The organism is Streptomyces sp. NPDC001634 (assembly GCF_040298185.1).
Lineage (GTDB): Bacteria > Actinomycetota > Actinomycetes > Streptomycetales > Streptomycetaceae > Streptomyces.
On record NZ_JBEOZU010000024.1, the window covers coordinates 68,684 to 94,996 of the forward strand.

22 protein-coding genes and 1 pseudogene are annotated in these 26,313 nt (G+C 69.7%); 13 read left to right on the plus strand and 10 right to left on the minus strand.

Annotation, left to right across the window (positions count from 1 at the left end; all coding sequences use genetic code 11):
• The first annotated feature begins 88 nt into the window (after positions 1-88).
• Positions 89-1,069 carry an ATP-binding protein gene (locus tag ABT186_RS18210; protein WP_351225699.1) on the plus strand — a complete coding sequence of 327 codons (981 nt, stop codon included), beginning with the start codon at positions 89-91 and terminating at the stop codon, positions 1,067-1,069.
• An 18-nt stretch (positions 1,070-1,087) separates the two neighbouring features.
• On the opposite strand, the gene ABT186_RS18215 is transcribed toward ABT186_RS18210, so the two are convergent.
• On the minus strand, positions 1,088-2,344 hold the full coding sequence (locus tag ABT186_RS18215) for a polysaccharide deacetylase family protein (protein WP_351925781.1): 1,257 nt from the start codon (positions 2,342-2,344) through the stop codon (positions 1,088-1,090).
• A 348-nt stretch (positions 2,345-2,692) separates the two neighbouring features.
• Between ABT186_RS18215 and ABT186_RS18220 the strand changes: the two genes are divergently transcribed.
• From ABT186_RS18220 to ABT186_RS18245, 6 genes are all read left to right on the plus strand, one after another.
• A complete protein-coding gene (locus ABT186_RS18220; protein ID WP_351925783.1) occupies positions 2,693-5,113 on the plus strand; it encodes a bifunctional SulP family inorganic anion transporter/carbonic anhydrase in 2,421 nt (806 codons plus the stop codon).
• Between the two features lie 252 nt (positions 5,114-5,365).
• Positions 5,366-7,321: an acetate--CoA ligase gene (acs, locus tag ABT186_RS18225; RefSeq protein ID WP_351925785.1), complete on the plus strand. Its 1,956-nt coding sequence runs from the start codon at positions 5,366-5,368 to the stop codon at positions 7,319-7,321.
• A gap of 185 nt (positions 7,322-7,506) precedes the next feature.
• The gene (gene nhaA, locus ABT186_RS18230; protein WP_351925787.1) at positions 7,507-8,955 is read left to right on the plus strand and encodes a Na+/H+ antiporter NhaA; all 1,449 of its coding nucleotides are present in this window, start codon (positions 7,507-7,509) and stop codon (positions 8,953-8,955) included.
• A gap of 123 nt (positions 8,956-9,078) precedes the next feature.
• A complete protein-coding gene (locus tag ABT186_RS18235) occupies positions 9,079-9,558 on the plus strand; it encodes a phage holin family protein (protein ID WP_351225689.1) in 480 nt (159 codons plus the stop codon).
• The gene (locus ABT186_RS18240) at positions 9,555-10,493 is read left to right on the plus strand and encodes an alpha/beta fold hydrolase (RefSeq protein ID WP_351225687.1); all 939 of its coding nucleotides are present in this window, start codon (positions 9,555-9,557) and stop codon (positions 10,491-10,493) included. Before ABT186_RS18235 ends, ABT186_RS18240 begins: the two co-directional genes overlap by 4 nt.
• Positions 10,494-10,682: 189 nt before the next feature.
• Complete coding sequence (locus tag ABT186_RS18245; RefSeq protein ID WP_351225685.1) at positions 10,683-10,862, plus strand: hypothetical protein; 180 nt, start codon at positions 10,683-10,685, stop codon at positions 10,860-10,862.
• A gap of 15 nt (positions 10,863-10,877) precedes the next feature.
• On the opposite strand, the gene ABT186_RS18250 is transcribed toward ABT186_RS18245, so the two are convergent.
• The 3 genes from ABT186_RS18250 to nth form a co-directional block, all read right to left on the minus strand.
• A complete protein-coding gene (locus tag ABT186_RS18250) occupies positions 10,878-12,077 on the minus strand; it encodes a MarP family serine protease (RefSeq protein ID WP_351925789.1) in 1,200 nt (399 codons plus the stop codon).
• Positions 12,078-12,197: 120 nt separating this feature from the next.
• Positions 12,198-12,911, minus strand: a complete 714-nt coding sequence (locus tag ABT186_RS18255; RefSeq protein WP_351225681.1) for an NUDIX hydrolase — start codon at positions 12,909-12,911, stop codon at positions 12,198-12,200.
• A gap of 136 nt (positions 12,912-13,047) precedes the next feature.
• Positions 13,048-14,331, minus strand: a complete 1,284-nt coding sequence (nth, locus tag ABT186_RS18260) for an endonuclease III (RefSeq protein ID WP_351925791.1) — start codon at positions 14,329-14,331, stop codon at positions 13,048-13,050.
• A gap of 275 nt (positions 14,332-14,606) precedes the next feature.
• Here nth and ABT186_RS18265 point away from each other — a divergent pair, with 275 nt between their 5' ends.
• Complete coding sequence (locus tag ABT186_RS18265; protein WP_030573597.1) at positions 14,607-15,281, plus strand: Crp/Fnr family transcriptional regulator; 675 nt, start codon at positions 14,607-14,609, stop codon at positions 15,279-15,281.
• A gap of 220 nt (positions 15,282-15,501) precedes the next feature.
• A pseudogene (locus ABT186_RS18270) lies at positions 15,502-16,170 on the plus strand (nucleotidyltransferase domain-containing protein); the annotation flags it as partial.
• 9 nt (positions 16,171-16,179) lie between these two features.
• On the opposite strand, the gene ABT186_RS18275 reads toward ABT186_RS18270, so the two are convergent.
• From ABT186_RS18275 to sp36, 4 genes are all read right to left on the minus strand, one after another.
• The gene (locus ABT186_RS18275) at positions 16,180-17,010 is read right to left on the minus strand and encodes an MBL fold metallo-hydrolase (protein WP_351925793.1); all 831 of its coding nucleotides are present in this window, start codon (positions 17,008-17,010) and stop codon (positions 16,180-16,182) included.
• Positions 17,011-17,050: 40 nt separating this feature from the next.
• Positions 17,051-17,920 (minus strand): NUDIX hydrolase, encoded by an 870-nt coding sequence (locus ABT186_RS18280; protein ID WP_351225674.1) that lies wholly within the window; start codon positions 17,918-17,920, stop codon positions 17,051-17,053.
• A 160-nt stretch (positions 17,921-18,080) separates the two neighbouring features.
• On the minus strand, positions 18,081-18,548 hold the full coding sequence (locus ABT186_RS18285; RefSeq protein ID WP_351925795.1) for a RidA family protein: 468 nt from the start codon (positions 18,546-18,548) through the stop codon (positions 18,081-18,083).
• Positions 18,545-18,706, minus strand: a complete 162-nt coding sequence (gene sp36, locus ABT186_RS18290; RefSeq protein WP_003975360.1) for a Sp36 family protein — start codon at positions 18,704-18,706, stop codon at positions 18,545-18,547. The genes ABT186_RS18285 and sp36 overlap by 4 nt, the downstream gene beginning before the upstream one ends.
• 173 nt (positions 18,707-18,879) lie before the next feature.
• Here sp36 and bagA point away from each other — a divergent pair, with 173 nt between their 5' ends.
• Both bagA and bagB read left to right on the plus strand, forming a co-directional pair.
• Entirely contained in the window at positions 18,880-19,857 is a 978-nt protein-coding gene (bagA, locus tag ABT186_RS18295) for an ATPase BagA (RefSeq protein WP_351225670.1), read from the plus strand.
• The gene (gene bagB / locus ABT186_RS18300; RefSeq protein WP_502973244.1) at positions 19,854-21,278 is read left to right on the plus strand and encodes an ATPase BagB; all 1,425 of its coding nucleotides are present in this window, start codon (positions 19,854-19,856) and stop codon (positions 21,276-21,278) included. Before bagA ends, bagB begins: the two co-directional genes overlap by 4 nt.
• A gap of 253 nt (positions 21,279-21,531) precedes the next feature.
• Here bagB and wblA read toward each other — a convergent pair whose 3' ends face one another.
• Positions 21,532-21,870: a transcriptional regulator WblA gene (gene wblA / locus ABT186_RS18305; RefSeq protein WP_194238732.1), complete on the minus strand. Its 339-nt coding sequence runs from the start codon at positions 21,868-21,870 to the stop codon at positions 21,532-21,534.
• A gap of 409 nt (positions 21,871-22,279) precedes the next feature.
• On the opposite strand from wblA, the gene ABT186_RS18310 reads away from it, so the two are divergent.
• A complete protein-coding gene (locus ABT186_RS18310) occupies positions 22,280-24,553 on the plus strand; it encodes a transglycosylase domain-containing protein (protein WP_351225668.1) in 2,274 nt (757 codons plus the stop codon).
• A gap of 96 nt (positions 24,554-24,649) precedes the next feature.
• Here the strand turns inward: ABT186_RS18310 and ABT186_RS18315 are convergent, their stop codons facing one another.
• Positions 24,650-25,117 (minus strand): GatB/YqeY domain-containing protein, encoded by a 468-nt coding sequence (locus tag ABT186_RS18315; RefSeq protein WP_351225666.1) that lies wholly within the window; start codon positions 25,115-25,117, stop codon positions 24,650-24,652.
• A 152-nt stretch (positions 25,118-25,269) separates the two neighbouring features.
• Here ABT186_RS18315 and ABT186_RS18320 point away from each other — a divergent pair, with 152 nt between their 5' ends.
• Positions 25,270-26,196 (plus strand): metallophosphoesterase, encoded by a 927-nt coding sequence (locus ABT186_RS18320; protein ID WP_351225664.1) that lies wholly within the window; start codon positions 25,270-25,272, stop codon positions 26,194-26,196.
• Positions 26,197-26,313 lie beyond the last annotated feature (117 nt).

Genomic DNA, 26,313 nt, shown 5'->3' on the forward strand with positions numbered 1-26,313 from the left:
ACGCACCTTCGCGCCGCTCATTCGAAGGAGTGGTCTTCTTCACGCCCGTATGCGACTTACAGCTACACCGCGGCTACCCTTAGTGAATATGAAAATTGCTTTCGTCGGGAAGGGCGGCAGCGGCAAGACGACCCTGTCCTCCCTGTTCATCCGCCACCTCGCCGCCGCCGGAGCGCCCGTCGTCGCCGTCGACGCCGATATCAACCAGCACCTCGGAACCGCGCTCGGGCTCGACGACAAAGAGGCCGCGGCGCTGCCCGCCATGGGCGAGCGGCTGCAGCTGATCAAGGACTGTCTGCGCGGCAGCAACCCGCGGATCGCCTCCGCCAAAACGATGATCAAGACGACTCCGCCCGGCGAGGGTTCCCGGCTGTTGCGGGTGCAGGACGAGAACCCCGTGTACGACGCCTGCGCGCGCCCGGTGGAACTCGACGGCGGCACCGTCCGTTTGATGGTCACCGGCCCCTTCACGGACGCCGACCTGGGGGTCGCCTGCTACCACTCCAAAACGGGAGCGGTGGAGCTGTATCTGAACCACCTGGTGGACGGCCGCGACGAGTACGTGGTGGTCGACATGACGGCCGGCTCGGACTCCTTCGCCTCCGGCATGTTCACCCGCTTCGACATCACGTTCCTCGTCGCCGAGCCGACCCGGAAGGGGGTATCCGTCTATCGCCAGTACAGGGAGTACGCCCGCGACTTCGGGGTCGTCCTGAAGGTCGTCGGCAACAAGGTGCAGGGCAAGGACGACATCGACTTCCTGCGCGCCGAGGTCGGTGACGACCTGCTTGTGACGGTCGGGCACTCGGACTGGGTCCGCTCCATGGAGAAGGGCCGCCCTCCCCGGTTCGAGCTCCTGGAGAGCGCCAACCAGCGCTCACTGCGTGCTCTTCAGGTCGCCGCCGACGCCACCTACGAACTGCGCGACTGGGAGCGCTACACGCGCCAGATGGTGCACTTCCACCTGAAGAACGCGGCCAGTTGGGGCAACGAGCGCACCGGAGCCGATCTGGCGGCACAGGTCGACCCCGGATTCGTGCTCAGCGAAAGCCTGACGGCCGCCGTCTGAGCAACCGCCGCCCGGCGCCTACGGCTTGGCCGGCGGCGCCCCCGGCACCCCCTTCGGCGCCGGCGCGGGCGCAGCCTCCAGAAAGGACCCCCAGCCCTGAGCCGGGGCCCGGCCGACCTTGAGGGTGCGCAGCTTCTCCAGGACCTGCGGGTCCTGCGCGTCCAGCCAGTCGGCGAGCTGGTGGAAGGAGACGCAGCGCACCTCGGGCCGGGTGCAGACGCGCTCGACGACCTCCTGGACGGCACGCATATAGGTACCGCCGTTCCAGGACTCGAAGTGGTTGCCGATGATCAGGGGCGCACGGTTTCCGTCGTACGCCCGCTGGAAGCCCTGGAGCAGACCGTCACGCATCTGGTCGCCCCACTCCTCGAACTTGTCGGGGTCGCCCTGGGTCTTGGTGCCCGACTGATCGACCATGAAGTTGTAGTCCATGGTCAACTGCTCGTAGGAGCGACCGGGGAAGGGCACGAGCTGCATCGACAGGTCCCACAGCCCGTCCTTCTTCTTCGGCCAGACCTGCGCGTCGATGCCGGAGGTGTCATAGCGGAAGCCCAGGTCACGGGCCGCTTTCATAAAGTTCTTCTGCCCCTCCAGACAGGGCGTGCGGGCGCCGATGAGCTCCTTGTCGTAGTCGAAGGGCAGGGGCGGCTCGTTCTTGAGGTCGGCGTTGGTCTTCCAGGACTGCACGAACGCCTTCGCCTGGGCGATCTCGTCCTTCCACTCGTCCACCGACCACTTGCCGACCCCGCCTTCATTGCCGCAGAAGTGACCGTTGAAGTGGGTGCCGATCTCGTTGCCCTCCAGCCACGCCAGACGCAGCTGCCTGACGGTGTTCTTGATGCCCTTCTCGTCGTTGAAGCCGATGTCCGAGCGTCCCGGCGAGTGCTGCGGCGGTTTGTACAGCTCGCGCTTGTCCTCGGGCAGCAGGTACAGGCCGCTGAGGAAGTACGTCATCGTCGCGTTGTTGGCCTTGGCCACCTTGCGGAAGTGCGAGAACAGCTTCTGGCTGTCCTCGCCGGCCCCGTCCCACGAGAAGACCACGAACTGCGGAGGCTTCTGACCGGGCTTGAGCCGCTCCGGTCTGGGCAGATGCGGCTGGGCGCCGGTGTACGCGGTGGAGCCGTCGCCGATCAGTCGGACCGCACTTCCCGGCGCAGGAACACCGGAGGCCTTCCTCTCACCCTCACCGGTCGCGCCGGTCGAACAACCGGCGAGTGCGGTGGCACAGGCCGCGGCCACTGCGACGCCCGCGGCCATCCTCTGGTTGGCGGCCATCTTCCGCCCACCTTCTTCCTTCGGTCCGGGCCACGCCGATCAGGTTGTTCTGCGGTGCCGTCCGGGTGGAGGCCCGCAACCACGCGCGGCCCCGCCAAAGTCGCACGAGACACCGAAGGAATTTGTATGACAAGCCGATGAAGCTGTCGATTCACCCCACTGAGTGATTTATTGCCCTGTTTGCTCCGATATTCGATACCCTTCCTTTACTCTGCATTACGATCTGTTTACTGAGCGTTGAGATATCCCGCCGCTGTACGCCGTGACCCACGGCCGCGCCCCGACCTCGGCCCACCGGCCGGGGACCACCAGTTCCGCGACCGCGCCGCACCGGAGGAGACGGGAACCATGTCCGCCTGCGTCCCCACCCTCCCCCAAGCTCTCGACTTCGCTCGAGCAGGGGGAACCGCCATCGCCGACTCGACTCGGACGAAGCACGTACACCAACCCCACAGCCCGCCGCCGGCTCAGCCCCGCCGCTTCCGCGTCGTGGGCGCCGATCTGTCGGCCTCCATCGCGGTCTTCCTGATCGCCCTCCCCCTGTCCCTCGGCTTCGCCCTCGCCACCGGGGCCCCTCTCCAGTCCGGCCTCGTCGCCGCGGCCGTCGGCGGAATCGTCGCCGGCCGGCTCGGTGGCTCCCCGCTCCAGGTCAGCGGACCCGCAGCCGGACTCACCGTGGCCACCGCCGACCTCATCCACCATTACGGCTGGCGTACGACCTGCGCCGTCACCGTGCTCGCCGGTCTCACCCAACTGGGCCTCGGCTGCCTGCGCGTGGCACGTACGGCGCTCGCCGTCAGCCCGGCGATCGTGCACGGCATGCTCGCGGGAATCGGCGTCACCATCGCCGTCGCCCAGCTGCACATCGTGCTCGGCGGCACCCCGCAGAGCGCCGTCCTCGACAACCTCCGAGCCCTGCCCGCCCAGTTGGCGCAGCTGCACCCGGCCGCCGTGTCGATGAGCGCACTGACACTGGCCCTGCTCTTGGTCTGGCCCCGGATTCCGGGGCGGACCGGACACGTCCTGCGCAGAATCCCCGCCGCGCTCGTCGCCGTCGCCGGGGCCACCACGACGGCCTCGCTCGCCGGACTCACCCTGCCGAAGGCCGACCTGCCGTCCTGGCGCAGCCACGCACTGGCCGGGCTACCCGAGGGCCCGCTGCTCGGCACCGCCGCCGCCGTCCTCACCATCACGCTGGTGTGCAGCGTGCAGTCGCTGCTCGGCGCCGTCGCCGTGGACAAGTTGGTGGCCGGGCGCCATCCGCATCCCGGCCGTTCCGACCTGGACCGTGAACTGCTCGGGCAGGGCGCCGCGAACATCGTCTCGGGGGCGCTCGGCGGGCTGCCGCTCGCGGGCGTCGCCGTCAGAAGTTCGGCGAACGTCCAGTCCGGTGCCGTCAGCCGGAACTCCACAATGCTGCACGGCGTTTGGGTAGTAGTAGCCGCGCTGCTGATGGTCCCGGTGCTCGAGCTGATCCCCCTCGCCTCGCTCGCCGCCCTGGTGATGGCCGTCGGCATCCAGATGGTGTCCCTGCACCACATCCGCACGGTCACCCGACACCGAGAAGTGCTGGTGTACGCCGTCACCACGCTCGGCGTCGTCCTCCTGGGCGTCCTGGAGGGCGTCACGCTGGGAGTCGCCGTAGCCGTCACCGTCGCCCTGCACCGCCTCGCCCGCACCCGCATCACACACGACGAGAAGGAGGGAGCCCATTTCGTCCGTGTAAGAGGGCAGTTGACGTTCCTCGCCGTGCCCCGGCTGAGCCGGGCGCTGCACCTGGTGCCCGCGGGGGCGGACGCCGTCGTGGAGCTGGACGGGTCGTTCATGGACCACGCGGCGTACGAATCCCTGCAGGACTGGCAGCGGACGCACCTGGCGCAGGGCGGCACGGTCGAGCTCACCGGCCGGGCCGGTACGCGTGTCGCGGTGCCCCCGCTGGGCTCCCCCGCACTCGACAGGGACCGGGACTCCGCGGAGGCGTCCGCGTGCCGGTGCCGGCCGTGGACGCCGTGGCGCAACCACCAGTGCGAGCGGCCGCCGACCGCGCCCGGCGGCCATCCGGCCGGTCCGGCCGACCGGTCCGGACCGAGCGGGCAGCAACTCGCACGCGGGATCAGTGCGTTCCAGCGGAACACCGCACCGCTGGTGCGCGGTGAGCTGGCCCGCCTCGCACGCGAGGGGCAGCGGCCGTCACAGCTCTTTCTGACCTGTGCCGACTCACGGCTCATCACGTCGATGATCACCTCCAGCGGTCCCGGCGACCTCTTCGTCGTGCGCAATGTCGGAAACCTGGTGCCTCTGCCCGGCGCGGAGAGCGGGGACGACTCGGTGGCCGCGGCGATCGAGTACGCGGTGGACGTACTGAAGGTGCGGTCCATCACCGTGTGCGGGCATTCCGGGTGCGGGGCGATGCAGGCCCTGCTCACAGCGGAGCAGGGCGGTGTGCAGACGCCGCTCAGGCGCTGGTTGCGGCACGGGCTGCCCAGCCTGGAGCGGATGGCCGACGAGGAGCGGCCCTGGGCCCGTATCACCGGGCGGGAGCCGACCGACGTGGTCGAACAGCTGTGCCTGACCAATGTGGTGCAGCAACTGGAGCATCTGCGGGCGCACGAATCCGTGGCCCGGGCGCTCGGCGAGGGCTCGCTCGAACTGCAGGGGATGTACTTCCACGTCGGCGAGGCGCAGGCGTATCTGCTCACCACGTCCGAGAAGGGCGACGTCTTCGGCCGGGTGGGGGCGGCCGACGGGGATCTGCGCAGCCCCGCGTGACATCGTGGTGGCGCGCGACGCGGCCCGGTCGGCCGGGCCGTGCGCCACGCCCCGGGACATACGCGGTCGGCTGTGAGATATATCGCCGAATGAACCGGGGTGCCGAGGCGTACGTGACCTGGGGGAGACCTGTTCAGCCATGACGGCCCCTACAGGTCTAAACCAATTTTCGGACGACTCTTGTCACCGAGCCCCCCGGTCTGATGAGCTGTGGCCTGGGACACAACGGACACCCTGAGAAAGGGAGATGTCGTGAGCAACGAAAGCCTGGCCAACCTGCTCAAGGAAGAGCGGAGGTTCGCGCCCCCTGCCGACCTGGCCGCGAACGCCAACGTCACGGCAGAGGCGTACGAACAGGCCAAGGCTGACAGGCTCGGTTTCTGGGCCGAGCAGGCCCGGCGGCTGACCTGGGCCGTGGAACCGACCGAGACCCTCGACTGGTCGAACCCGCCCTTCGCCAAGTGGTTCAAGGACGGCGAGCTCAACGTCGCGTACAACTGCGTCGACCGCCATGTGGAAGCCGGGCACGGCGACCGGGTGGCCATCCACTTCGAGGGCGAGCCCGGTGACAGCCGTGCCATCACCTACGCCGAGCTCAAGGACGAGGTCTCCAAGACCGCCAACGCCCTGCTGGAGCTGGGAGTTCAGAAGGGTGACCGGGTCGCCGTCTACATGCCGATGATCCCCGAGACCGCGATCGCGATGCTGGCCTGCGCCCGCATCGGAGCCGCGCACTCCGTCGTCTTCGGCGGCTTCTCGGCGGACGCGCTCGCCACCCGTATCCAGGACGCCGACGCGAAGGTCGTCATCACCTCCGACGGCGGCTACCGGCGCGGCAAGCCGTCCGCGCTCAAGCCCGCCGTCGACGACGCGATCGACCGCGTGGACAACGTCGAGCACGTGCTCGTCGTGCGCCGTACGGGCCAGGAGGTCGCCTGGACCGAAGGCCGGGACGTCTGGTGGCACGAGATCGTCGAGCGGCAGTCCGCCGAGCACACCCCGGAGGCGTTCGACGCGGAGCACCCGCTGTTCATCCTCTACACATCGGGTACGACGGGGAAGCCGAAGGGCATCCTGCACACCTCCGGCGGCTACCTCACGCAGGCTTCGTACACCCACTGGGCCGTCTTCGACCTCAAGCCGGAGACCGACGTGTACTGGTGCACCGCGGACGTCGGCTGGGTCACCGGGCACTCGTACATCGTGTACGGACCGCTGGCCAACGGCGCGACCCAGGTCATGTACGAGGGCACGCCCGACACGCCGCACCAGGGCCGCTTCTGGGAGATCGTGCAGAAGTACGGCGTGACGATCCTCTACACCGCGCCCACCGCGATCCGTACGTTCATGAAGTGGGGCGACGACATCCCCGCCAAGTTCGACCTGAGCAGCCTGCGGGTTCTGGGGTCCGTGGGTGAGCCGATCAACCCCGAGGCCTGGATCTGGTACCGCAAGAACATCGGCGCCGACAGTGCGCCGATCGTCGACACGTGGTGGCAGACCGAGACCGGCGCGATGATGATCTCCCCGCTGCCGGGTGTGACCGAGACCAAGCCCGGCTCCGCGCAGCGGCCGCTGCCCGGCATCTCCGCGACCGTCATCGACGACGAGGCGAACGAGGTCCCGAACGGCGGTGGCGGCTACCTCGTCCTCACCGAGCCGTGGCCGTCGATGCTGCGCACCATCTGGGGCGACGACCAGCGGTTCATCGACACGTACTGGTCGCGCTTCGAGGGCAAGTACTTCGCCGGCGACGGCGCGAAGAAGGACGACGACGGGGACATCTGGCTCCTTGGGCGCGTCGACGACGTGATGCTCGTGTCCGGGCACAACATCTCGACGACGGAGGTCGAGTCGGCGCTGGTCTCGCACCCGACGGTGGCCGAGGCGGCGGTCGTGGGTGCCGCGGACGAGACGACGGGGCAGGCGATCGTGGCCTTCGTGATCCTGCGGGGTACGGCGTCCGAGGACGAGAACCTGGTCGCCGAGCTGCGCAACCACGTCGGCGCAACGCTCGGGCCGATCGCCAAGCCCAAGCGGATCCTGCCGGTGGCGGAGCTGCCGAAGACGCGGTCCGGGAAGATCATGCGGCGACTCCTGCGGGACATCGCGGAGAACCGTCAGCTCGGGGATGTCACGACGCTGACGGACTCGACGGTGATGGACCTGATCCAGGCGAAGCTGCCGGCGGCGCCGAGCGAGGACTGAGGGTCCCTGTCGGAAGGGGGCGCCCGGCACATGCCGGGCGCCCCCTTCTTGTGCTGCCGGAGCCCCGATCGCAATGATCGGGTAAAATTGTCAGCTCAAGGTGTGCCGGGAAGTCTGGTCGGCAAGCCGTCCGTGAGTTCTCGCGACGGCCGTCAGCATGTCGTACCGACCCGGAGGTTTCCGCCGTGGCCGCGCCCCGCACCCATGACCGCACGTTCCTCGGGCGTCTCTCCCTGCCCGAGCGGAACTTCGTCGCGGATGCGCTGCGGACCGAGACCGTCGGCGGTGTGCTGCTCCTCCTCGCCGCGATCGCCGCGCTGGTCTGGGCGAACATACCCGCGCTGCACAGCAGCTACGAGAGCATCAGTCACCACCACCTCGGCCCCGCCGCCCTCGGCCTCGATCTGTCCGTCCAGCACTGGGCGGCCGAAGGCCTCCTCGCGATCTTCTTCTTCGTCGCCGGGATCGAGCTCAAGCGCGAGCTGGTCGCGGGTGACCTGCGGGATCCACGCGCCGCCGCGCTCCCTGTCGTCGCCGCACTCTGCGGTATGGCCGTCCCCGCAGTCGTCTACGCCCTCACCAACGCCACCGGCGGTGGCTCCTTCGCCGGCTGGGCGGTCCCCACGGCCACCGACATCGCCTTCGCGCTCGCCGTCCTGGCCGTCATCGGCACCTCCCTGCCCTCCTCCCTGCGCGCCTTCCTGCTCACCCTCGCCGTCGTCGACGATCTGTTCGCGATTCTGATCATCGCGATCTTCTTCACGACCGATATCGACTTCGTGGCCCTCGGCGGCGCCGTGGTCGGCCTCGCGGTGTTCTGGGTGCTGCTGCGGAAGGGCGTGAGCGGCTGGTACGTGTACGTCCCGCTCGCCCTGGTCATCTGGGGGCTGATGTACAACAGCGGCATCCACGCCACCATCGCCGGCGTGGCCATGGGGCTCATGCTGCGCTGCCACCGCCACGAGGACGAGGAGCACTCCCCCGGCGAGCGCATCGAACATCTCGTACGGCCCCTGTCCGCCGGTCTCGTTGTGCCGCTGTTCGCCCTGTTCAGCGCGGGTGTCGCGGTCTCGGGCGGGGCGCTCGGGGACGTGTTCACCAAGCCGGAGACACTCGGCGTCGTACTCGGCCTCGTCGTCGGCAAAGCGGTCGGCATCTTCGGCGGTACCTGGCTGACGGCCCGCTTCACCCGGGCCTCGCTCAGCGACGACCTCACCTGGCCCGACGTGTTCGCCGTCGCCACCCTGGCCGGCATCGGCTTCACGGTCTCGCTGCTCATCGGCGACCTCGCGTTCAAGGGCAACGCCGTGCTCACCGACGAGGTCAAGGCCGCCGTCCTCACCGGATCGCTGATCGCGGCCGCGTGCGCGACCACGCTGCTGAAGATACGCAACGCCAAGTACCGCGCCCTGTGCGCGGAGGAGGAGCGCGACGAGGACCTCGACGGCATTCCGGACATCTACGAGCAGGAGGAGCCGGCCTACCATCTGCGCATGGCCGAGATCCTCGAACGGAAGGCCGCCGAACACCGCAGGCTCGCCGCATGGAAGTCCGCCGACAGCGGGACGCCGGCCGAAGCCGGGGAGGGCACCACCGCCGGAGAATGGAACGGCCACACGCGCCGGAGACCGTAACGGCTTGCCTGCCGAAGTGGCGGGCGGGGCAAGCGAGGAGAACGACCGTCCGGCATGATCTGACACATCCACAAAACTCCGCAGCGTCCGCGGAGCACGTACGCAGAGAGCAGGGAGACCGCGATGAGCGCACCCGACGGCAGCCCGGTCGGCGCCGAACGCAGCATCGGCCAGCTGTTCGCCTCGGCGACGACCGAATTGTCCGCACTGGTGCACGACGAGATCGCGCTGGCCAAGGCCCAGCTCAAGCAGGACGTCAAGCGCGGCGCGTCGAGCGGAGGCGCGTTCTCGGCCGCGGGGGCCGTGCTGCTGTTCTCCCTGCCCATGTTGAACTTCGCGCTGGCGTACGGGATCCGGACCTGGAGCGGCTGGAACATGGCCGTCTGCTTCCTGCTGTCCTTCGCCGCCAACGTGCTGGTCGCCGGACTGCTCGCGCTGATCGGCGTGGCCTTCGCGAAGAAGGCCAAGAAGAGCAAGGGCCCGCAGAAGGTCGCCGCGTCGATGAAGGAGACCGCGGGCGTCCTGCAGCACGCCAAACCGCATCCCCGTCAGCCGAGTCGGACCGACACGGCGGTCGAGGCTGTGGCACGCTCGTCCTCATGACGGACCCCGCCACTCCTTCGGCGCAACCCACCTCGGTCGTACGGCTCGACGGTCCCTGGACGCACCGGGACGTCGCCGCCAACGGCGCGCGGTTCCACATCGCGGAACTGGGCGACGGTCCGCTTGTGCTGCTGCTGCACGGCTTCCCGCAGTTCTGGTGGGCCTGGCGGCACCAATTGGTGGCGCTCGCCGACGCGGGCTTCCGGGCCGTGGCGATGGATCTGCGCGGGGTCGGCGGCAGTGACCGTACGCCGCGCGGTTACGACCCCGCGAACCTCGCCCTCGACATCACCGGGGTCGTACGGTCCCTGGGGGAGCCCGACGCCGCGCTCGTCGGCCACGACCTGGGGGGATACCTCGCCTGGACGGCGGCCGCCATGCGCCCCAAGCTCGTGCGGCGGCTCGTGGTCACCTCGATGCCTCATCCGCGGCGCTGGCGCTCGGCGATGCTCGGCGACGTCAAGCAGACATCCGCGGGCTCCTACATCTGGGGGTTCCAGCGTCCCTGGATCCCCGAGCGCCGGCTCACCGCCGACGACGCCGCCCTGGTCGGCCGTCTGATCCGGGACTGGTCGGGGCCGCGGCTGCCGGACGACGAGACCGTGGAGATGTACCGGCGCGCCATGTGCATCCCATCGACGGCGCACTGTTCGATCGAGCCGTACCGCTGGATGGTGCGTTCCCTGGCCCGGCCCGACGGCATCCAGTTCAACCGGCGCATGAAGCGGCCCGTACGGGTCCCGACGCTGCATCTGCACGGCTCGCTGGATCCCGTGATGCGGACGAGGAGCGCGGCCGGATCGGGTGAGTACGTCGAGGCGCCGTACCGCTGGCGGCTGTTCGACGGGCTGGGGCACTTCCCGCACGAGGAGGACCCGGTGGCGTTCTCCGCCGAGCTGATCAACTGGCTCAAGGACCCCGAGCCCGACCGCTGACCCTGCGCCGGGGCCCGCGGGAATCGGCCAGTCGTCCGGAAGGCTTCGAACCCGGTCCGTGACCACCCGGACGCGCCCGGTATCCGGACGGGAACGGCTGTTCTACGAACGGCCACATGCCCGGCGCATAGGCCGATTGAAGGGCCCGGGGGCGGTTATCGACCTTGGGGCGGGGGCAGACGTCGGGGTATGGGCTGGACGCACGACTACAGTGACGCAGCACGCAACCGCCGCTCGGCCACGGTGCCGAGCTCCCACCAGAGGGGTGCCCCGCAGCTGCCGGGCACGGACCCTCGGGTGGGCATCCCGCACATTCTGCGCCGCCGGGCCCGCTGGGTCTCGGTACGCCTGCGTCACCCGCGCGGCTGACCCCGCTCTGAGCAGTCAGAGCGCGCAGCTGTCGCTGTCCACCTGCTGGTTCGCCGTACGACCCTTGGCGATGTCCTCCTGGACCTCGTCCGCGGTGAGCGCGTACCCCGTGTTGGCGTCGTCGAGGGACTTCGCGAAGACCACTCCGTAGACCCTGCCCTGAGGCGTGAGCAGCGGGCCGCCGGAGTTGCCCTGGCGGACGGTCGCGTACAGCGAGTACACGTCACGGCGGACCGTGCCGCGGCGGTAGATGTCCGGGCCGTTGGCCGTGATGCGGCCGCGGACGCGGGCGGGCTGGACGTTGTACGACCCGTTCTCCGGGAAGCCGGCGACGATCGCGCTGCTGCCGCCGGCCGCGTCCGAGGACACGAACCGCAACGCCGGCGCGTCCAGGTCGGGCACGTCCAGTACGGCGATGTCGCGCCGCCAGTCGTAGAGGACGACCTTCGCGTCGTACTTCCTGCCCTCACCGCCTATCTGGACGGTGGGCTCGTCGACCCCGCCGACCACGTGCGCGTTGGTCATCACGCGCCGGTTGCCGAAGACGAAGCCGCTGCCTTCGAGGACCTTGCCGCAGCTCTGCGCGGTGCCCATGACCTTGACGATGGACCGCTGTGCGCGCGTGGCGACCGCACTCCTGGCCAGGGCCGGGTCGGGGGGCTGGACCTCGGTGATGGGCTCGTTCGCGAACGGGCTGAAGACCTGCGGGAAGCCGTTCTGCGCGAGGACCGAGGAGAAGTCCGCGAACCAGGTGTCCGCCTGCGCGGGCAGGGCGCGGGAGACGCCGAGGAGGACCTTGGAGCCGCGGACCTCCTTGCCGAGCGTCGGCAGTGTCGTACCGGCCAGGGCCGAGCCGATCAGCCACGCGACCAGGAGCATCGCCACCACGTTGACGAGGGCACCGCCCGTGGCGTCCAGGGCTCGGGCCGGGGACCAGGTGATGTACCGGCGCAGCTTGTTGCCGAGATGGGTGGTCAGGGCCTGGCCGACGGAGGCGCAGACGATCACGACGACGACGGCGACGACAGCGACGGTCGTGCTCACCTTGTGGTCGCCCGTCACCTTGTCCCAGAAGAACGGGAGCAGATAGACCGCTACGAGACCACCGCCCAGGAAACCGATCACCGACAGGATGCCGACGACGAAGCCCTGGCGATAGCCGACGATCGCGAACCACACCGCGGCGACCAGCAACAGGATGTCCAGCACGTTCACTGCTTCAAGCCTCGCCTCATCATGTTCCGGTCGCCCTCGTCCGGCCGGGGAACCGGCCCGTCACGCAGCGGCAATGGGGCACGGCGTCCCCCGGGAAAACACAGCACGGGGGCCACCTTGTCATGCGCGCCAGTCGAGCGGGACCTGCTTGTCCCGGTCCCACGGACGCTCCCAACCCGCGTAATGCAGCAGGCGGTCGATGACCCCCGCCGTGAAGCCCCACACGAGGGCCGATTCGACCAGGAATGCCGGACCCCGGTGCCCGCTGGGGTGGACAGTGGTGGCTCTGTTGGCCGGATCCGTGAGATCCGCCACGGGGACGGAGAAGACCCGCGCCGTCTCGTTCGGATCGACGACGCCCACCGGGCTCCGCTCACGCCACCAGCCGAGGACGGGCGTCACGACGAAGCCGCTGACCGGGATGTAGAGCTTGGGGAGCGCACCGAAGAGCTGGACGCCACGCGGGTCCAGCCCGGTCTCCTCCTCGGCCTCGCGGAGCGCGGCCCGCAGCGGCCCCTCGGCCTTCGGGTCGCCGTCCTCGGGGTCGAGGGCACCACCGGGGAACGAGGGCTGCCCGGCATGCGAGCGCAGCGAACCGGCACGCTCCATCAGCAGCAGCTCGGGGCCGCGGTCGCCCTCGCCGAACAGGATCAGCACGGCCGACTGGCGCCCCGCGCCGTTCTCCGGCGGCAGGAAGCGGCTGAGCTGGAGCGGCTCGACGGTCTCCACCACCCGCACGACCGGGGCGAGCCAGTCGGGCAGGCCCTCCGTGCTCAGCCGCAGCCGGCCGCTGTCCGTGTCGTTCACGTGATCCGTATTGCTCGCGTGCGTCATCGCCACCCCCGTTCTGCCGATCCCAACGCCCGCGGACCCGCGGATCGTTCCGCGAGTCCCCCGTGTGGGTGTCCCGTCGCGCGGGTCGCCGGAAGACAGCCCTCTCCCGGGTGGCGCGCCGCGCCGCACACGCCCGTCATCCGGCGCCCAGCGGCGGGGCCGGGATTCCGCCCGCGTCCAGGTACGCCTGCGGGGGCTTGAGGCGCTGGCCCGGGAAGCCGCCCTTCTCGTACTTCAGGAGCTTCTTCGCCTTCTCGGGGTCGGTCTCTCCCTCGCCGTAGGCGGGGCAGAGCGGGGCGATCGGGCAGGCACCGCAGGCCGGCTTACGGGCGTGGCAGATACGGCGGCCGTGGAAGATCACGTGGTGCGACAGCATCGTCCACTCGCTCTTGGGGAAGAGCGCGCCGACGGCCGCCTCGATCTTGTCGGGCTCGGTCTCGTCGGTCCACTGCCAGCGGCGGACGAGCCTCTGGAAGTGCGTGTCGACGGTGATGCCGGGGCGGCCGAAGGCGTTGCCCAGCACGACGAAGGCGGTCTTGCGGCCGACGCCGGGCAGTTTGACGAGATCCTCCAGACGGCCGGGGACCTCGCCTCCGAACTGCTCCACCAGGGCCTTGGAGAGCCCTATCACCGACTTGGTCTTGGCCCGGAAGAATCCGGTCGGGCGCAGGATCTCCTCGACCTCCTCCGGGTTGGCCGCCGCGAGGTCCTCGGGGGTCGGGTACCTGGCGAAGAGCGCCGGGGTGGTCTGGTTCACCCGCAGGTCGGTGGTCTGCGCGGACAGGACCGTCGCGACGATCAGCTGGAAGGGGTTCTCGAAGTCCAGCTCCGGGTGGGCGTACGGGTACACCTCGGCGAGCTCGCGGTTGATACGGCGGGCGCGACGCACGAGGGCGGCGCGGGACTCGTTGCCCGGGGGCTTCTTCGCGACGGTCTTCGCGGGGGCGGCCTTCCTGACGGCGACCGTGCCGTTCTCGGCTACGGCCTTCGGGGGAGCGGTCTTCCTGACCGCGGCCTTCTTGACTGCCGCCTTCGTGGCGGTGGTCTTCGTGGCGGTGGTCTTCGTGGCGGCGGCTTTCGAAGCGGCGGCTTTCTTAGCGGCGGTCTTCTTGGTCACGGTCTTCTCGGCGGCGGTCTTCGCAGGGGCCGTCTTTCTGGCCGCGGTCTTCTTGGCGGCGGTCTCTGCCGGAGGCGCTTTGCCGACCGCGGTCTTCTTGGCGGCTGTCTTCGCCGGAGCAGCCTTCTTGGCGGCGGCCGAGGTCTTCTTGGCCGCGGTCTTCGCAGGGGCGGCCTTCTTGGCGGTGGCCGAGGTCTTCTTGGCGGCGGCTTTCTTGGCAGGCCGCTTCGCCAGCGCCCCCTCAGGCGCCGGTTTTGCCTCTTTTGTCGTTTTTCTTCCACCGGCAGGGTTCTGTTCGCCCACAGCAGAATCGCGACGTACAACCACCCGCCCAGCCCCCTTGGCCTGTGCTCTCACCGGCGATTTGGACACCCGGCCAGCCTAAAGCCCGGCACCGACATCCGCCCCGGACCCGAGGGATCAGCCCCCAATTGGCCCCCTGCCGCGTACCCCACTACACCAGTGCGGCATCCTTGTGACAGATCACACTGTTTGGATCGTCCGGCAAAATGGGGAACACGGTCCCCTGGTACACGGGGGAGCAAGATCCCCTGAGCAGGTCGACAAGGAGAGAACTCGTGGACGACGTTCTGCGGCGCGCCCCGCTCTTCGCGGCGCTCGATGACGAGCAGGCCGCGGAGCTCCGCGCCTCCATGAGTGAGGTGACCCTCGCCCGCGGCGACTCGCTGTTCCACGAGGGCGACCCTGGTGATCGCCTCTACGTGGTGATGGAGGGCAAGGTCAAGCTTCACCGCACCTCCCCCGACGGCCGCGAGAACATGCTGGCCGTCCTTGGCCCGGGTGAGCTGATCGGCGAGCTGTCGCTGTTCGACCCTGGTCCGCGTACGGCGACGGCGACCGCGCTGACCGAGGTCAAGCTGCTGGGCCTGGGCCACGGCGACCTCCAGCCGTGGCTGAACGCACGGCCCGAAGTGGCCGCTGCGCTGCTGCGCGCCGTCGCACGGCGACTGCGCAAGACCAACGACCAGATGTCCGACCTGGTCTTCTCGGACGTGCCCGGCCGTGTGGCCCGCGCACTGCTGGACCTCTCGCGGCGGTTCGGCGTGCAGTCCGAAGAAGGCATCCATGTCGTGCACGACCTCACGCAGGAGGAGTTGGCCCAGCTGGTCGGCGCCTCGCGTGAGACGGTCAACAAGGCGCTGGCGGACTTCGCCGGGCGCGGCTGGCTCCGGCTGGAGGCGCGCGCGGTGATCCTGCTGGACGTGGAGCGGCTGGCGAAGCGGTCGCGCTGACGCTTGGCCCCGGCCGTACGACCCCGGGTCCCGTTTCCTGTTGAGGCGGGACCCGTAGTCATTCCGTGCCCAAGGCCTCGTAGTCAGTGCCGTGCCCAAGGACCCGTCGTCGTTGCCGTGCCCAAGGGTTGTCGCTGAAAAAATCGGGCGCAGCCAGGGCACATGCAGGGGCACAGTCGCCGCCGTCCGTGACCGGCTTCCCGGCGTCTTCGGCGCGCGGATGACCAGCGCTTACCTCTACGGTTCGATTCCGCGCGGCACCGCGCGCGTGGGGCACAGCGATCTCGATCTGCTGGTCGCCGCGGGCGAGGAGCCCACCGAAGCGGACCGCGATGACGCCCGTGCCTTCGGGGAGGCACTCGACGCGGACTTCCCTGAGATCGACGGCGTCGGAACGCTCTTCTTCAGCCGTGCGCGGCTGCGGAGCGACCTGGAGACCTACGACCTCGGGTGGTTCGTCGCCTGCCTCTGCACGCCCCTGCCGGGCGAGGACCTTGCCGAGCGCCTGCCCCGCTACCAGCCCGACTCCCTCCTGGCCCGCGAGACCAACGGCGACCTCGCGCTGCTCCTGGAGCGAGTGGCGGTGGCGTGTCGCCGACGCCGCCACGGACCAGGCTCGCCGCGCCCTCGTACGCGGCGTCTCCCGACATCTCGTCCGCACGGGCTTCACCCTGGTCATGCCTCGCTGGAACGGCTGTACCAGCGACCTGAAGGAGATGGCCGAGGCGTTCGCCGCGTACTACCCGGAGCGAGCCGAGCAGATGCGCACGGCGGCCGTCCCTGGTACGAGCCGAGCGGCGATCCCGCCGTCCTGCGCTCGTACGTCGACGATCTCGGGTCCTGGCTCGCCGAGGAGGACGCGCGCGTGCACTCCGTCAAAACCCCGCGGGCCCAGGGATCAGATCAGCCCGTGCTCCCTCAGGTAGTCCAGCTGAGCCCGCACCGACAGCTCAGCCGCCGGCCACAGGGAGCGGTCCACGTCCGCATACACATGGGCCACGACGTCGCTTGGCGTCCGGTGACCGTCCTCGACCGCCGTCTCGACCTGGGCGAGGCGATGGGCCCGGTGGGCCAGGTAGTACTCGACGGCGCCCTGGGCGTCCTCCAGGACGGGCCCGTGGCCGGGGAGCACGGTGTGGACGCCGTCGTCGACGGTGAGCGACCTGAGGCGGCGCAGGGAGTCCAGATAGTCCCCCAGGCGGCCGTCGGGGTGCGCCACGACCGTCGTACCGCGACCCAGGATGGTGTCCCCCGTCAGTACGGCCTGATCGGCCGGGAGGTGGAAGCACAGGGAGTCCGCGGTGTGGCCTGGCGTCGGTACGACACGCAGTTCCAGGCCGCCCACCGTGACGACGTCCCCCTGGCCCAAGCCCTCGTCGCCGTGCCGGAGCGCCGGGTCGAGGGCACGCACCTTCGTGCCCGTCAGCTCGGCGAACCGCACGGCGCCCTCCGCGTGGTCCGGGTGGCCGTGCGTGAGCAGGGTGAGCGCGATCCGCTTGCCCGACTTCTCCGCCGTGTCGATCACGTTGTTCAGGTGCCCGTCGTCGAGCGGGCCGGGGTCGATCACCACCGCCAGCTCGGAGCCGGGCTCGGAGACGATCCAGGTGTTGGTGCCGTCGAGGGTCATCGCCGACGCGTTGGGGGCGAGGACGTTCACGGCACGCTCGGTGGCGGGACCCGAGAGAACCCCGCCGCGCGGCTGGCCGGGGAGGGATGCGGCGTCCGTCATGCGGGGGCACCTTCCGTCGCGTGGGTCATGCGCGCGTGGTTCATGCGGGCGCTCCACCCGTCGGGACGCGCTTGGTGAACTCGTCGTGGCCGGGCCAGGTCAGCACGACCTCGCCGTCCTCCAGACGGGCCCGGGCCAGGACCGGGGTCAGATCGCGGCCGGGCGCGGCCCGCAGCGCCTCGGCGGCGGTCGCGTACGGGGTCAGCTGGCGCAGGGTCGCGATGGTGGGCGGCATCATCAGCAGGTCGCCCTTGTCGTACGAGGCAGCCGCTTCCGACGGGCGGATCCACACCGTGCGGTCGGCCTCCGTGGAGGCGTTCCGGGTGCGCTGCCCTTCGGGGAGCGCGGCCACGAAGAACCACGTGTCGTAGCGGCGGGTCTCGAACTCCGGAGTGATCCAGCGGGTCCACGCGCCGAGCAGGTCGGAGCGCAGAACCAGCCCCCGGCGGTCGAGGAACTCGGCGAACGACAGGTCCCGGGCGACCAGGGAGGCGCGGTCCGCCTCCCAGTCCGGGCCCGTGGTGTCGCCGACGACCGACGCCGGGGTGGGGCCGGCGAGCAGGACGCCCGCCTCCTCGTACGTCTCCCGTACGGCGGCGCAGACGATGGCCTGGGCCGACGTCTCGTCGGCACCGAGGCGGTCGGCCCACCACGCGCGCGTGGGGCCCGCCCAGCCGATCCTGCGGTCGTGGTCACGGGGGTCCACACCGCCGCCCGGGTAGGCGTACGCGCCTCCGGCGAAGGCCATGGAGGCGCGTCTGCGCAGCATGTGGACGGCCGGGGCGCCGTCGGTGTCCTTGAGGAGCATGACAGTGGCCGCGCGCTTCGGGACGACCGGAGTGAGCGTGCCCTCCGCGAGCGCACGGATCCGCTCTGGCCACTCCGGTGGAAACCACTGCCCATTCGCCATGGGCGGAGGCTATCCCGTAGTGAGCGGATGTTCGAGAGGCGACGATCGCCCTGTCCGGGGGAGCCCTCCAGGGCGCCGCCTGCCTCGTCGGGGAGCCGCCGACGAAACAGCCGAAACAGTCACTCGCAAGAGACGCCGTCAAGCCTCTCCGGAGGCGCGACTACGCCTCCGTCAGCTCCACCTGGATCTCCACCTCGACCGGCGCGTCCAGCGGGAGCACCGCCACACCGACCGCGCTGCGGGCGTGTACGCCCTTGTCGCCGAGGACCTCGGCCAGCAGTTCGCTCGCGCCGTTGACGACGCCCGGCTGGCCCGTGAAGTCCGAGGCGGACGCCACGAAACCCACGACCTTCACCACGCGCGCGATGCGGTCCAGGTCGCCCGCGACGGACTTGACCGCGGCGAGCGCGTTCAGCGCGCAGGTACGGGCCAGGTCCTTGGCCTCCTCCGCGGTGACCTCGGCGCCCACCTTGCCGGTGACCGGAAGCTTCCCCTCCACCATCGGGAGCTGGCCGGCGGTGTACACATACACCCCGGACTGCACGGCGGGCTGGTAGGCGGCCAGCGGCGGCACGACCTCCGGCAGGGTCAGCCCGAGTTCGGTCAGCCGGGACTCGACCGCGCTCATGCCTGCTTCTCCCGCTTCAGGTAGGCCACCAGCTGCTCGGGGTTGTTCGGCCCGGGCACGACCTGGACGAGCTCCCAGCCGTCCTCGCCCCAGGTGTCCAGAATCTGCTTCGTGGCGTGGACGAGCAGCGGCACGGTTGCGTATTCCCACTTGGTCATGGGGCGACTGTAGCCGCTGTGGCGGCCGGGGCATGCGGCCGACCACCGCCGCTGGTGCGGCCGGGTACGGGGCCGATCACGGCCCCCATACGACAGGACAGTTGTTCGACTGTGACCGGAGTTGTCCACAGCCTCCCGCGTACGCCGCGCGCGGACTGGTTAGGCTCGAAGACGTGAGCAGGCTCCAGGTCGTCAGCGGCAAGGGCGGGACCGGAAAGACGACGGTCGCCGCGGCACTCGCGCTCGCCCTCGCGACCGAGGGCAAGCGGACCCTTCTGGTCGAGGTCGAAGGCAGACAGGGCATCGCACAGCTCTTCGAGACGGAGGCGCTGCCGTACGAGGAACGGAAGATCGCCGTCGCCCCGGGCGGCGGCGAGGTGTACGCGCTGGCGATCGACCCCGAACTGGCCCTGCTGGACTACCTCCAGATGTTCTACAAACTGGGCGGCGCGGGGCGGGCCCTGAAGAAGCTCGGCGCCATCGACTTCGCCACCACCATCGCGCCCGGCCTCAGGGACGTGCTCCTCACGGGCAAGGCGTGCGAGGCGGTTCGCAGAAAGGACAGAAGCGGCCGTTTCACCTACGACTACGTGGTGATGGACGCGCCGCCCACAGGGCGCATCACCCGCTTCCTGAATGTGAACGACGAGGTGGCGGGCCTCGCCAAGATCGGCCCGATACACAATCAGGCCCAGGCCGTGATGCGGGTGCTGAAGTCCCCCGAGACGGCCGTGCACCTGGTGACCCTCCTTGAGGAGATGCCCGTCCAGGAGACCGCGGACGGGATCGCCGAGCTGCGCGCCGCGAAGCTGCCGGTGGGGCGCATCATCGTGAACATGGTGCGACCCTCGGTCCTGGACCAGTCGGCACTGGAGCTCGCACGCGCCGTGCCGCGGACGGCCATCGCCAAGTCCCTGTCGGGCGCCGGGCTCGGTGGTGCGCGTCGCGGCGGGCTCGCGGAGCGGCTGGTGGACCCGCTGCTCCAGCAGGCCGACGAGTACGCGGAGCGGTTCGCCCTGGAGCGCGAGCAGCGCGCGGTGCTCACGGAGCTGGGCCTGCCGCTGCACGAACTGCCGCTGCTCGCCGAGGGCATGGACCTGGCGGGCCTGTACGAACTGGCCACGGAACTGCGTCAGCAAGGGATCTCATGAGCTCGGACCCGGCCCCCACGCACGACGACACGGCCTCCGCACCGGATGCGGCACACCTCCACGACACGGGCTCCATGCGCGCGTTGAAGCACGTCCCCGTCCTGGAGGTCGACCCCCTCCTCGACGACCCGAGAACCCGCATCGTCGTGTGTTGCGGTTCCGGAGGCGTCGGTAAGACGACCACCGCGGCGGCCCTGGGGCTGCGCGCCGCCGAACGCGGCCGCAAGGTGGTCGTGCTCACCATCGACCCGGCCCGCCGGCTCGCTCAGTCGATGGGCATCGACGCGCTCGACAACACCCCGCGGCGGGTCAAGGGCATCGAGGACGCGGCGGGCGGCGAACTGCACGCCATGATGCTCGACATGAAGCGCACCTTCGACGAGATCGTCGAGGCACACGCGGATCCCGAGCGGGCGGCCGCGATTCTGGGCAACCCCTTCTACCAGTCACTCTCGGCGGGCTTCGCGGGCACGCAGGAGTACATGGCGATGGAGAAGCTGGGGCAGCTGCGCGCCCGGGACGAGTGGGACCTCATCGTCGTCGACACACCGCCCTCGCGCTCGGCGCTGGACTTCCTGGACGCCCCCAAGCGCCTCGGGTCCTTCCTGGACGGCAAGCTGATCCGGGTCCTGATGGCCCCGGCGAAGGTGGGCGGCCGCGCGGGCATGAAGTTCCTGAACGTCGGGATGTCGATGATGACGGGCGCCCTGGGGAAACTGCTCGGAGGCCAGCTCCTGAAGGACGTTCAGACGTTCGTGGCCGCCATGGACACCATGTTCGGCGGGTTCCGCACGCGCGCGGATGCCACGTACAAGCTGCTGCAGGCACCCGGTACGGCGTTCCTGGTGGTGGCTGCCCCGGAGCGGGACGCCCTGCGCGAAGCCGCGTACTTCGTGGAACGCCTGGCCGCGGAGGACATGCCGCTGGCCGGTCTGGTACTCAACCGGGTCCACGGCAGCGGTGCCGCCCAGCTGTCGGCGGAACGGGCACTCGCCGCGGTGGAGAACCTCGACCTCGCCGCCGATCCGCCCGCGGCGGAAAATCTTGAAGAGCCCCGCATTGTGGATCAGGAGGAAGGGAAAGCTGGACTTCGTAACTCTCCCGACACGTACGGAAGTTCAGAATCTCCCTCATCCGAAGCACCCGTCCCCGCCGAAGGCTCCCCCGCCGCCACGGACCTGGACCGGAGCGTCGAGCAACTCACCGCCGGCCTGTTGAGGCTGCATGCGGAACGTATGCAGCTGCTCTTCCGCGAGCAGCGCACGCGTGACCGTTTCACCGCACTCCACCCCGAGGTGGCCGTGGCCGAAGTGGCCGCGCTGCCCGGCGATGTCCATGACCTCGCGGGTCTGCGGGACATCGGGGACCGGCTCGCGGCCAACCGCCCGGAACGTCCCGAGGAGCGCGAGGCGTACGCGTAGGGCCCCGGGATTCTGCCCCTGGCGTCGCCCGTGGGGAAGCGAGCCCATGGGGCACGGTACAAGGCCGTCCGCGAGCCCGTGGGCGCAGCACGGAGCTGCGGGATGTCCAGCAGTCCCGGCCACGGGCACCCGAACGCCCACGCGAGAGAGCAGCCTGAGCCGACCATGGCGGGCGCGCCAACAACGGCACACCCGCTCCCTGGGCGCGGACGTCCATGGCCGGTGACGGCGGACCGTCGCCCCGGGCGGACCCTCAGCTCACCGCCGCGTAGTTCTCGTACACCTCTTCCTCGTCGAGGGGCAGCAGGCCCGCTCCCCGCTCGTACTCCGTACGCGCGGTCTCGAGCAGGCGACGCCACGAAGTGACGGTCGGCCGCCTGCGCAGCAGTGCGCGGCGTTCCCGCTCCGTCATGCCACCCCACACGCCGAATTCGACGCGGTTGTCCAGCGCGTCGGCCAGGCACTCCGTGCGTACCGGGCAACCGGTGCACACCGCCTTGGCCCTGTTCTGCGCTGCTCCTTGAACGAACAGTTCATCCGGATCGGTAGTGCGGCAGGCCGCCTGCGCACTCCAGTCGGTTACCCAGCCCATACCGGCGCCGTCCTCTCCCGAATCGAGGCTCCCCCACGGCGGCAGCGGCATATTCACCGCCGCCAGTTGAGGACGTTACGGAAGGTGGGCACAGCGCAACACCCCCTTCGGGCCCAATCTTGAATGGCCCGAACGGACTATGGGTAAGCGGCAGATCACCCGGGGGAGTGAGCTGGTGACGTACGTGACTTTCCGGACAAACCGGGGCAGTTCAGCGGTGTCACAACGGACGCCTGGTGACACACAAGGCGGATTCGGACACGCACCCAACAAAAAAGTCGGGGGAACACCGGAACGATTCGGGGTCGCCGGACGTACTTGATACGTGGCCCTACTGCTGTGACAGTTGGGAGCAGCTTAGGCCAAGGCCTATACGCGTGTCCGGCGAATGAGAACGTAGGCTGCCCTCATGCCAAAGAAGCGCTCGGGCGGGGGGCTGTCCCCCGTGCAGCAGGCCGCCAAGTTCCTCGGAGTGAGTGTGCTCGCGGGGGCGGTGATGGCCGGCATCGCGCTGCCCGCCGCCGGTGCGCTCGGGCTTGCGGCCAAGGGATCGGTCCAGGGATTCGACGACATCCCGGCCAATCTGAAGAGCCCGCAGTTGAGCCAGCGCACCACCATCCTGGACAGCAACGGCGGCGAGATCGCCACGGTCTACTCGCGCGACCGCACGGTGGTGGACCTCAAGGACATCTCGCCGTACATGCAGAAGGCGATCGTCGCGATCGAGGACTCGCGGTTCTACCAGCACGGCGCGATCGACCTGAAGGGCGTCCTGCGCGCGCTGAACCAGAACGCACAGAACGGCGGAGTCGCCCAGGGCGCCTCCACGCTCACGCAGCAGCTGGTGAAGAACTACTTCGTGGAGGAGGCCGGTGACGACCCGACCAAGGTCGCCCAGGCCACTCAGCAGACCCTCGGCCGCAAGGTCCGTGAGCTGAAGTACGCGATCCAGATCGAGGAAAAACTCGGCAAGAAGAAGATCCTCGAGAACTACCTGAACATCACGTTCTTCGGCCAGCAGGCCTACGGCGTCGAGGCCGCCTCCCAGCGCTACTTCTCCAAGCACGCCAAGGACCTGAACCTCCAGGAGGCGGCGCTGCTCGCCGGCCTCGTCCAGTCGCCCACGCGGTACGACCCGGTCAACGACGAGGCGGAGGCCAGGAAGCGGCGCAACGTGGTGCTGCAGCGCATGGCCGAGGTCCATGACATCTCGCAGGCCGAGGCCGACAAGGCCAAGAAGACCCCCCTCGGGCTGCACGTGAGCCAGCCGAAGAACGGCTGCATCACGGCGGTCAAGGGCGCGGGCTTCTTCTGCGACTACGTCCGCGAGGTGTTCCTGAACGACCCGATGTTCGGCAAGACCAAGACGGACCGGGCGCAGATCTGGAACCGCGGCGGTCTGACGATCCACACGACGCTCGACCCGCAGGCCCAGGAGTCGGTGCAGCAGTCGATCAAGGACCACGTCAACAAGAGCGACGAGGTGGCCACGGCCGCGACCATCGTCGAGCCTGGCACCGGCAGGATCCTCGCGATGGGCCAGTCCCGTCCGTACGGCTTCGGCAAGAACGAGACGCAGATCAACCTCTCCGTGGACAAGGACATGGGCGGCGGCGCGGGCTACCAGCCCGGTTCGACGTTCAAGCCGATCGTGGCCGCGGCCGCGATCGAGGGCGGCAAGCCGGCGACCCAGGAGTACCCGTCGCCGTACGAGATGCCGTACCCGAGCCCGATCCCGGCCTGCGACGGCCGCAACTGGGTGAACACGGACGGCTCCAAGCTCAGCAACGAGAACGAGTCGGAGCACGGTCCGTACGGCATGAAGGAAGCGACCGCCAAGTCGGTCAACACCTACTACGTGCAGCTGATCAGCGACATCGGCATCTGCCCCGTGGTGGACATGGCCAAGAAGATGGGCGTGAACCGCGCGGACGGCGCGAAGATCACCCAGGCCCCGTCGATCGCGCTCGGCACCCAGGAGATGTCGCCGCTGACGATGGCGAACGCATATGCGACCTTCGCCGACCGTGGCACCTACTGCACGCCGGTCGCCATCGAGTCGATCACGCAGACCATCGGAAACCAGAAGAAGAACCTCGACGTCCCGAAGTCGACATGCACGCGCGCGATGTCGCAGACCACCGCCGACACGATCAACACCATCCTGAAGGGCGTGGTCGAGGACGGTACGGGTACGGAGGCCGGCCTCGGCAGCCGTCCCAGCGCGGGCAAGACCGGTACGACGGACTTCCGCTACGCGGCCTGGTTCGTCGGCTACACGCCGAACATGGCGGGCGCGGTCTGGGTCGGAGACCCGGCGCACAAGCGGCGCATGGTCAACATCACCATCGGCGGCACCACCTGGGACAAGGTCTACGGCGGCAAGGTCCCCGGCCCGATCTGGCGCGACATGATGACGGGCGCGCTGTCGGGCAAACCGGTCCAGGACTTCAACCTCGTCGACATCCCCGACAGCAACCACGACAAGGGGAACGGCAACGGGAACGGCAACGGCGGGCAGGACACGGCCGGCCAGACCAACGGCGGGCTGATCAACGGCGGACTGACCAACGGGACCAACGGCGGCGGGTTCCCGACGCCCACCTTCTCCATCCCGCAGGGATGGATCCAGGGGAACGCAAACGGAGGGAGGGGGAACGGAAACGGCGGGGTGAGAGGGTAACCCCGCAAGGATTCCGCTTCCTTTACGACGACGGGGGCGCCCCTCGGGCTGAGGGGCGCCCCCGTCGTCGTACGCGCTGGTGCGAGGACGGATCGGTCAGCCGCCCGCAAGGAGCTGCTTGACCACGGCGGCGACGCGGCCGCCCTCCGCCTGCCCGGCCACCTTCGGGTTCACGATCTTCATGACCTGGCCCATGGCGCGCGGGCCCTCGGCGCCGGCCGCCTTCGCCTCCTCCACGGCCTGGGCGACGATCTGCCGCAGCTCGTCGTCGGACAGCTGCTTGGGCAGGTACGCGGCGAGCACCTCGCCCTCCGCCGTCTCCCGCTCGGCCTGCTCGGGGCGCCCGCCCTGCGCGAAGGCCTCCGCGGCCTCGCGGCGCTTCTTCGCCTCGCGGATGATCACCTTGGTGATCTCTTCGTCGGAGAGCTCCCGCTTCTCCTTGCCCGCGACCTCTTCCTTCGTGATCGCGGCGAGCGTCAGCCGGAGCGTCGAGGAGCGGAGCTCGTCACGCTCCTTGATCGCGGCGTTGAGGTCTTCCTGCAGCTTCGACTTGAGCGTGGTCATGGCTCAGATTGTCGCAGGTGTGACGGCGCGGGCGCCCGCTGATTTCCACGTGGACAGGGGAAACCGCGGCGGTTCACCGATGGACCGCGACGACGGCCGGGGTTGTCCACAGGTGTGCGTGGGGCGTTCTCCGCTTCTGACACGATGGTCGTATGCGCGCGCGATACGGAGTACCCCTGGGGATCACCGCGGTGGCCACCGCCGGACTGCTGTACTCGGCCGGGTTCGAGACCCGTTCCTTCCGGCTGCGCCGGGTGACGGTCCCGGTGCTGCCCCCGGGGGCGCGCCCGCTGCGTGTGCTCCAGGTCTCCGACATCCACATGGTGAGCGGGCAGCGCAAGAAGCAGCGCTGGCTGCGCTCTCTGGCGGGCCTCCGCCCGGACTTCGTGATCAACACCGGGGACAACCTCTCCGACCCCGAGGGCGTGCCGGAGGTGCTGGACGCGCTGGGCCCGCTGATGGAGTTCCCGGGGGCGTACGTCTTCGGTTCGAACGACTACTACGGCCCCAAACCCCGCAACCCCGCCCGTTATTTGATGGAGAAGGCCAGGGGCCGCCACGGCCTGAACGGCAACCCGCCCGTGGTCGGTGCCATCCACAACCCCTGGGAGGACCTGCGCGACGGCTTCGACGCAGCGGGCTGGCTCAACCTGACGAACACGCGGGGGACCCTGAAGATCGATGGCATGGACATCGAGCTCACGGGCCTGGACGACCCGCACATCAAGCGCGACCGGTACGCGCGCGTGGCCGGCGGCCCCTCCGCGTCGGCGGACTTCTCGATGGGCGTGGTCCACGCGCCGTACCTGCGCACCCTGGACGCGTTCACGGCGGACGGCTACCCGCTGATCCTTGCGGGCCACACCCACGGCGGCCAGCTGTGCATCCCCTTCTACGGCGCCCTGGTCACCAACTGCGACCTGGACACGGACCGGGTCAAGGGCCTGTCGCGGCACACGGCGGAGGGCCGGATGTCGTACCTGCACGTATCGGCGGGCTGCGGGACGAACCGCTATACGCCGGTACGGTTCGCGTGCCCGCCGGAGGCGACCCTGCTGACGCTGGTGGAGAGGGAGTAACGACCGGGGCGAGGCACGGCGCACCGCCCCCGGAGGAATCCGGGCCCATAACCCACCCTGATCACCGGCACGATAACCCACCCGGATCACCCGTATCGCCCCTTTTGCCCGACCCGC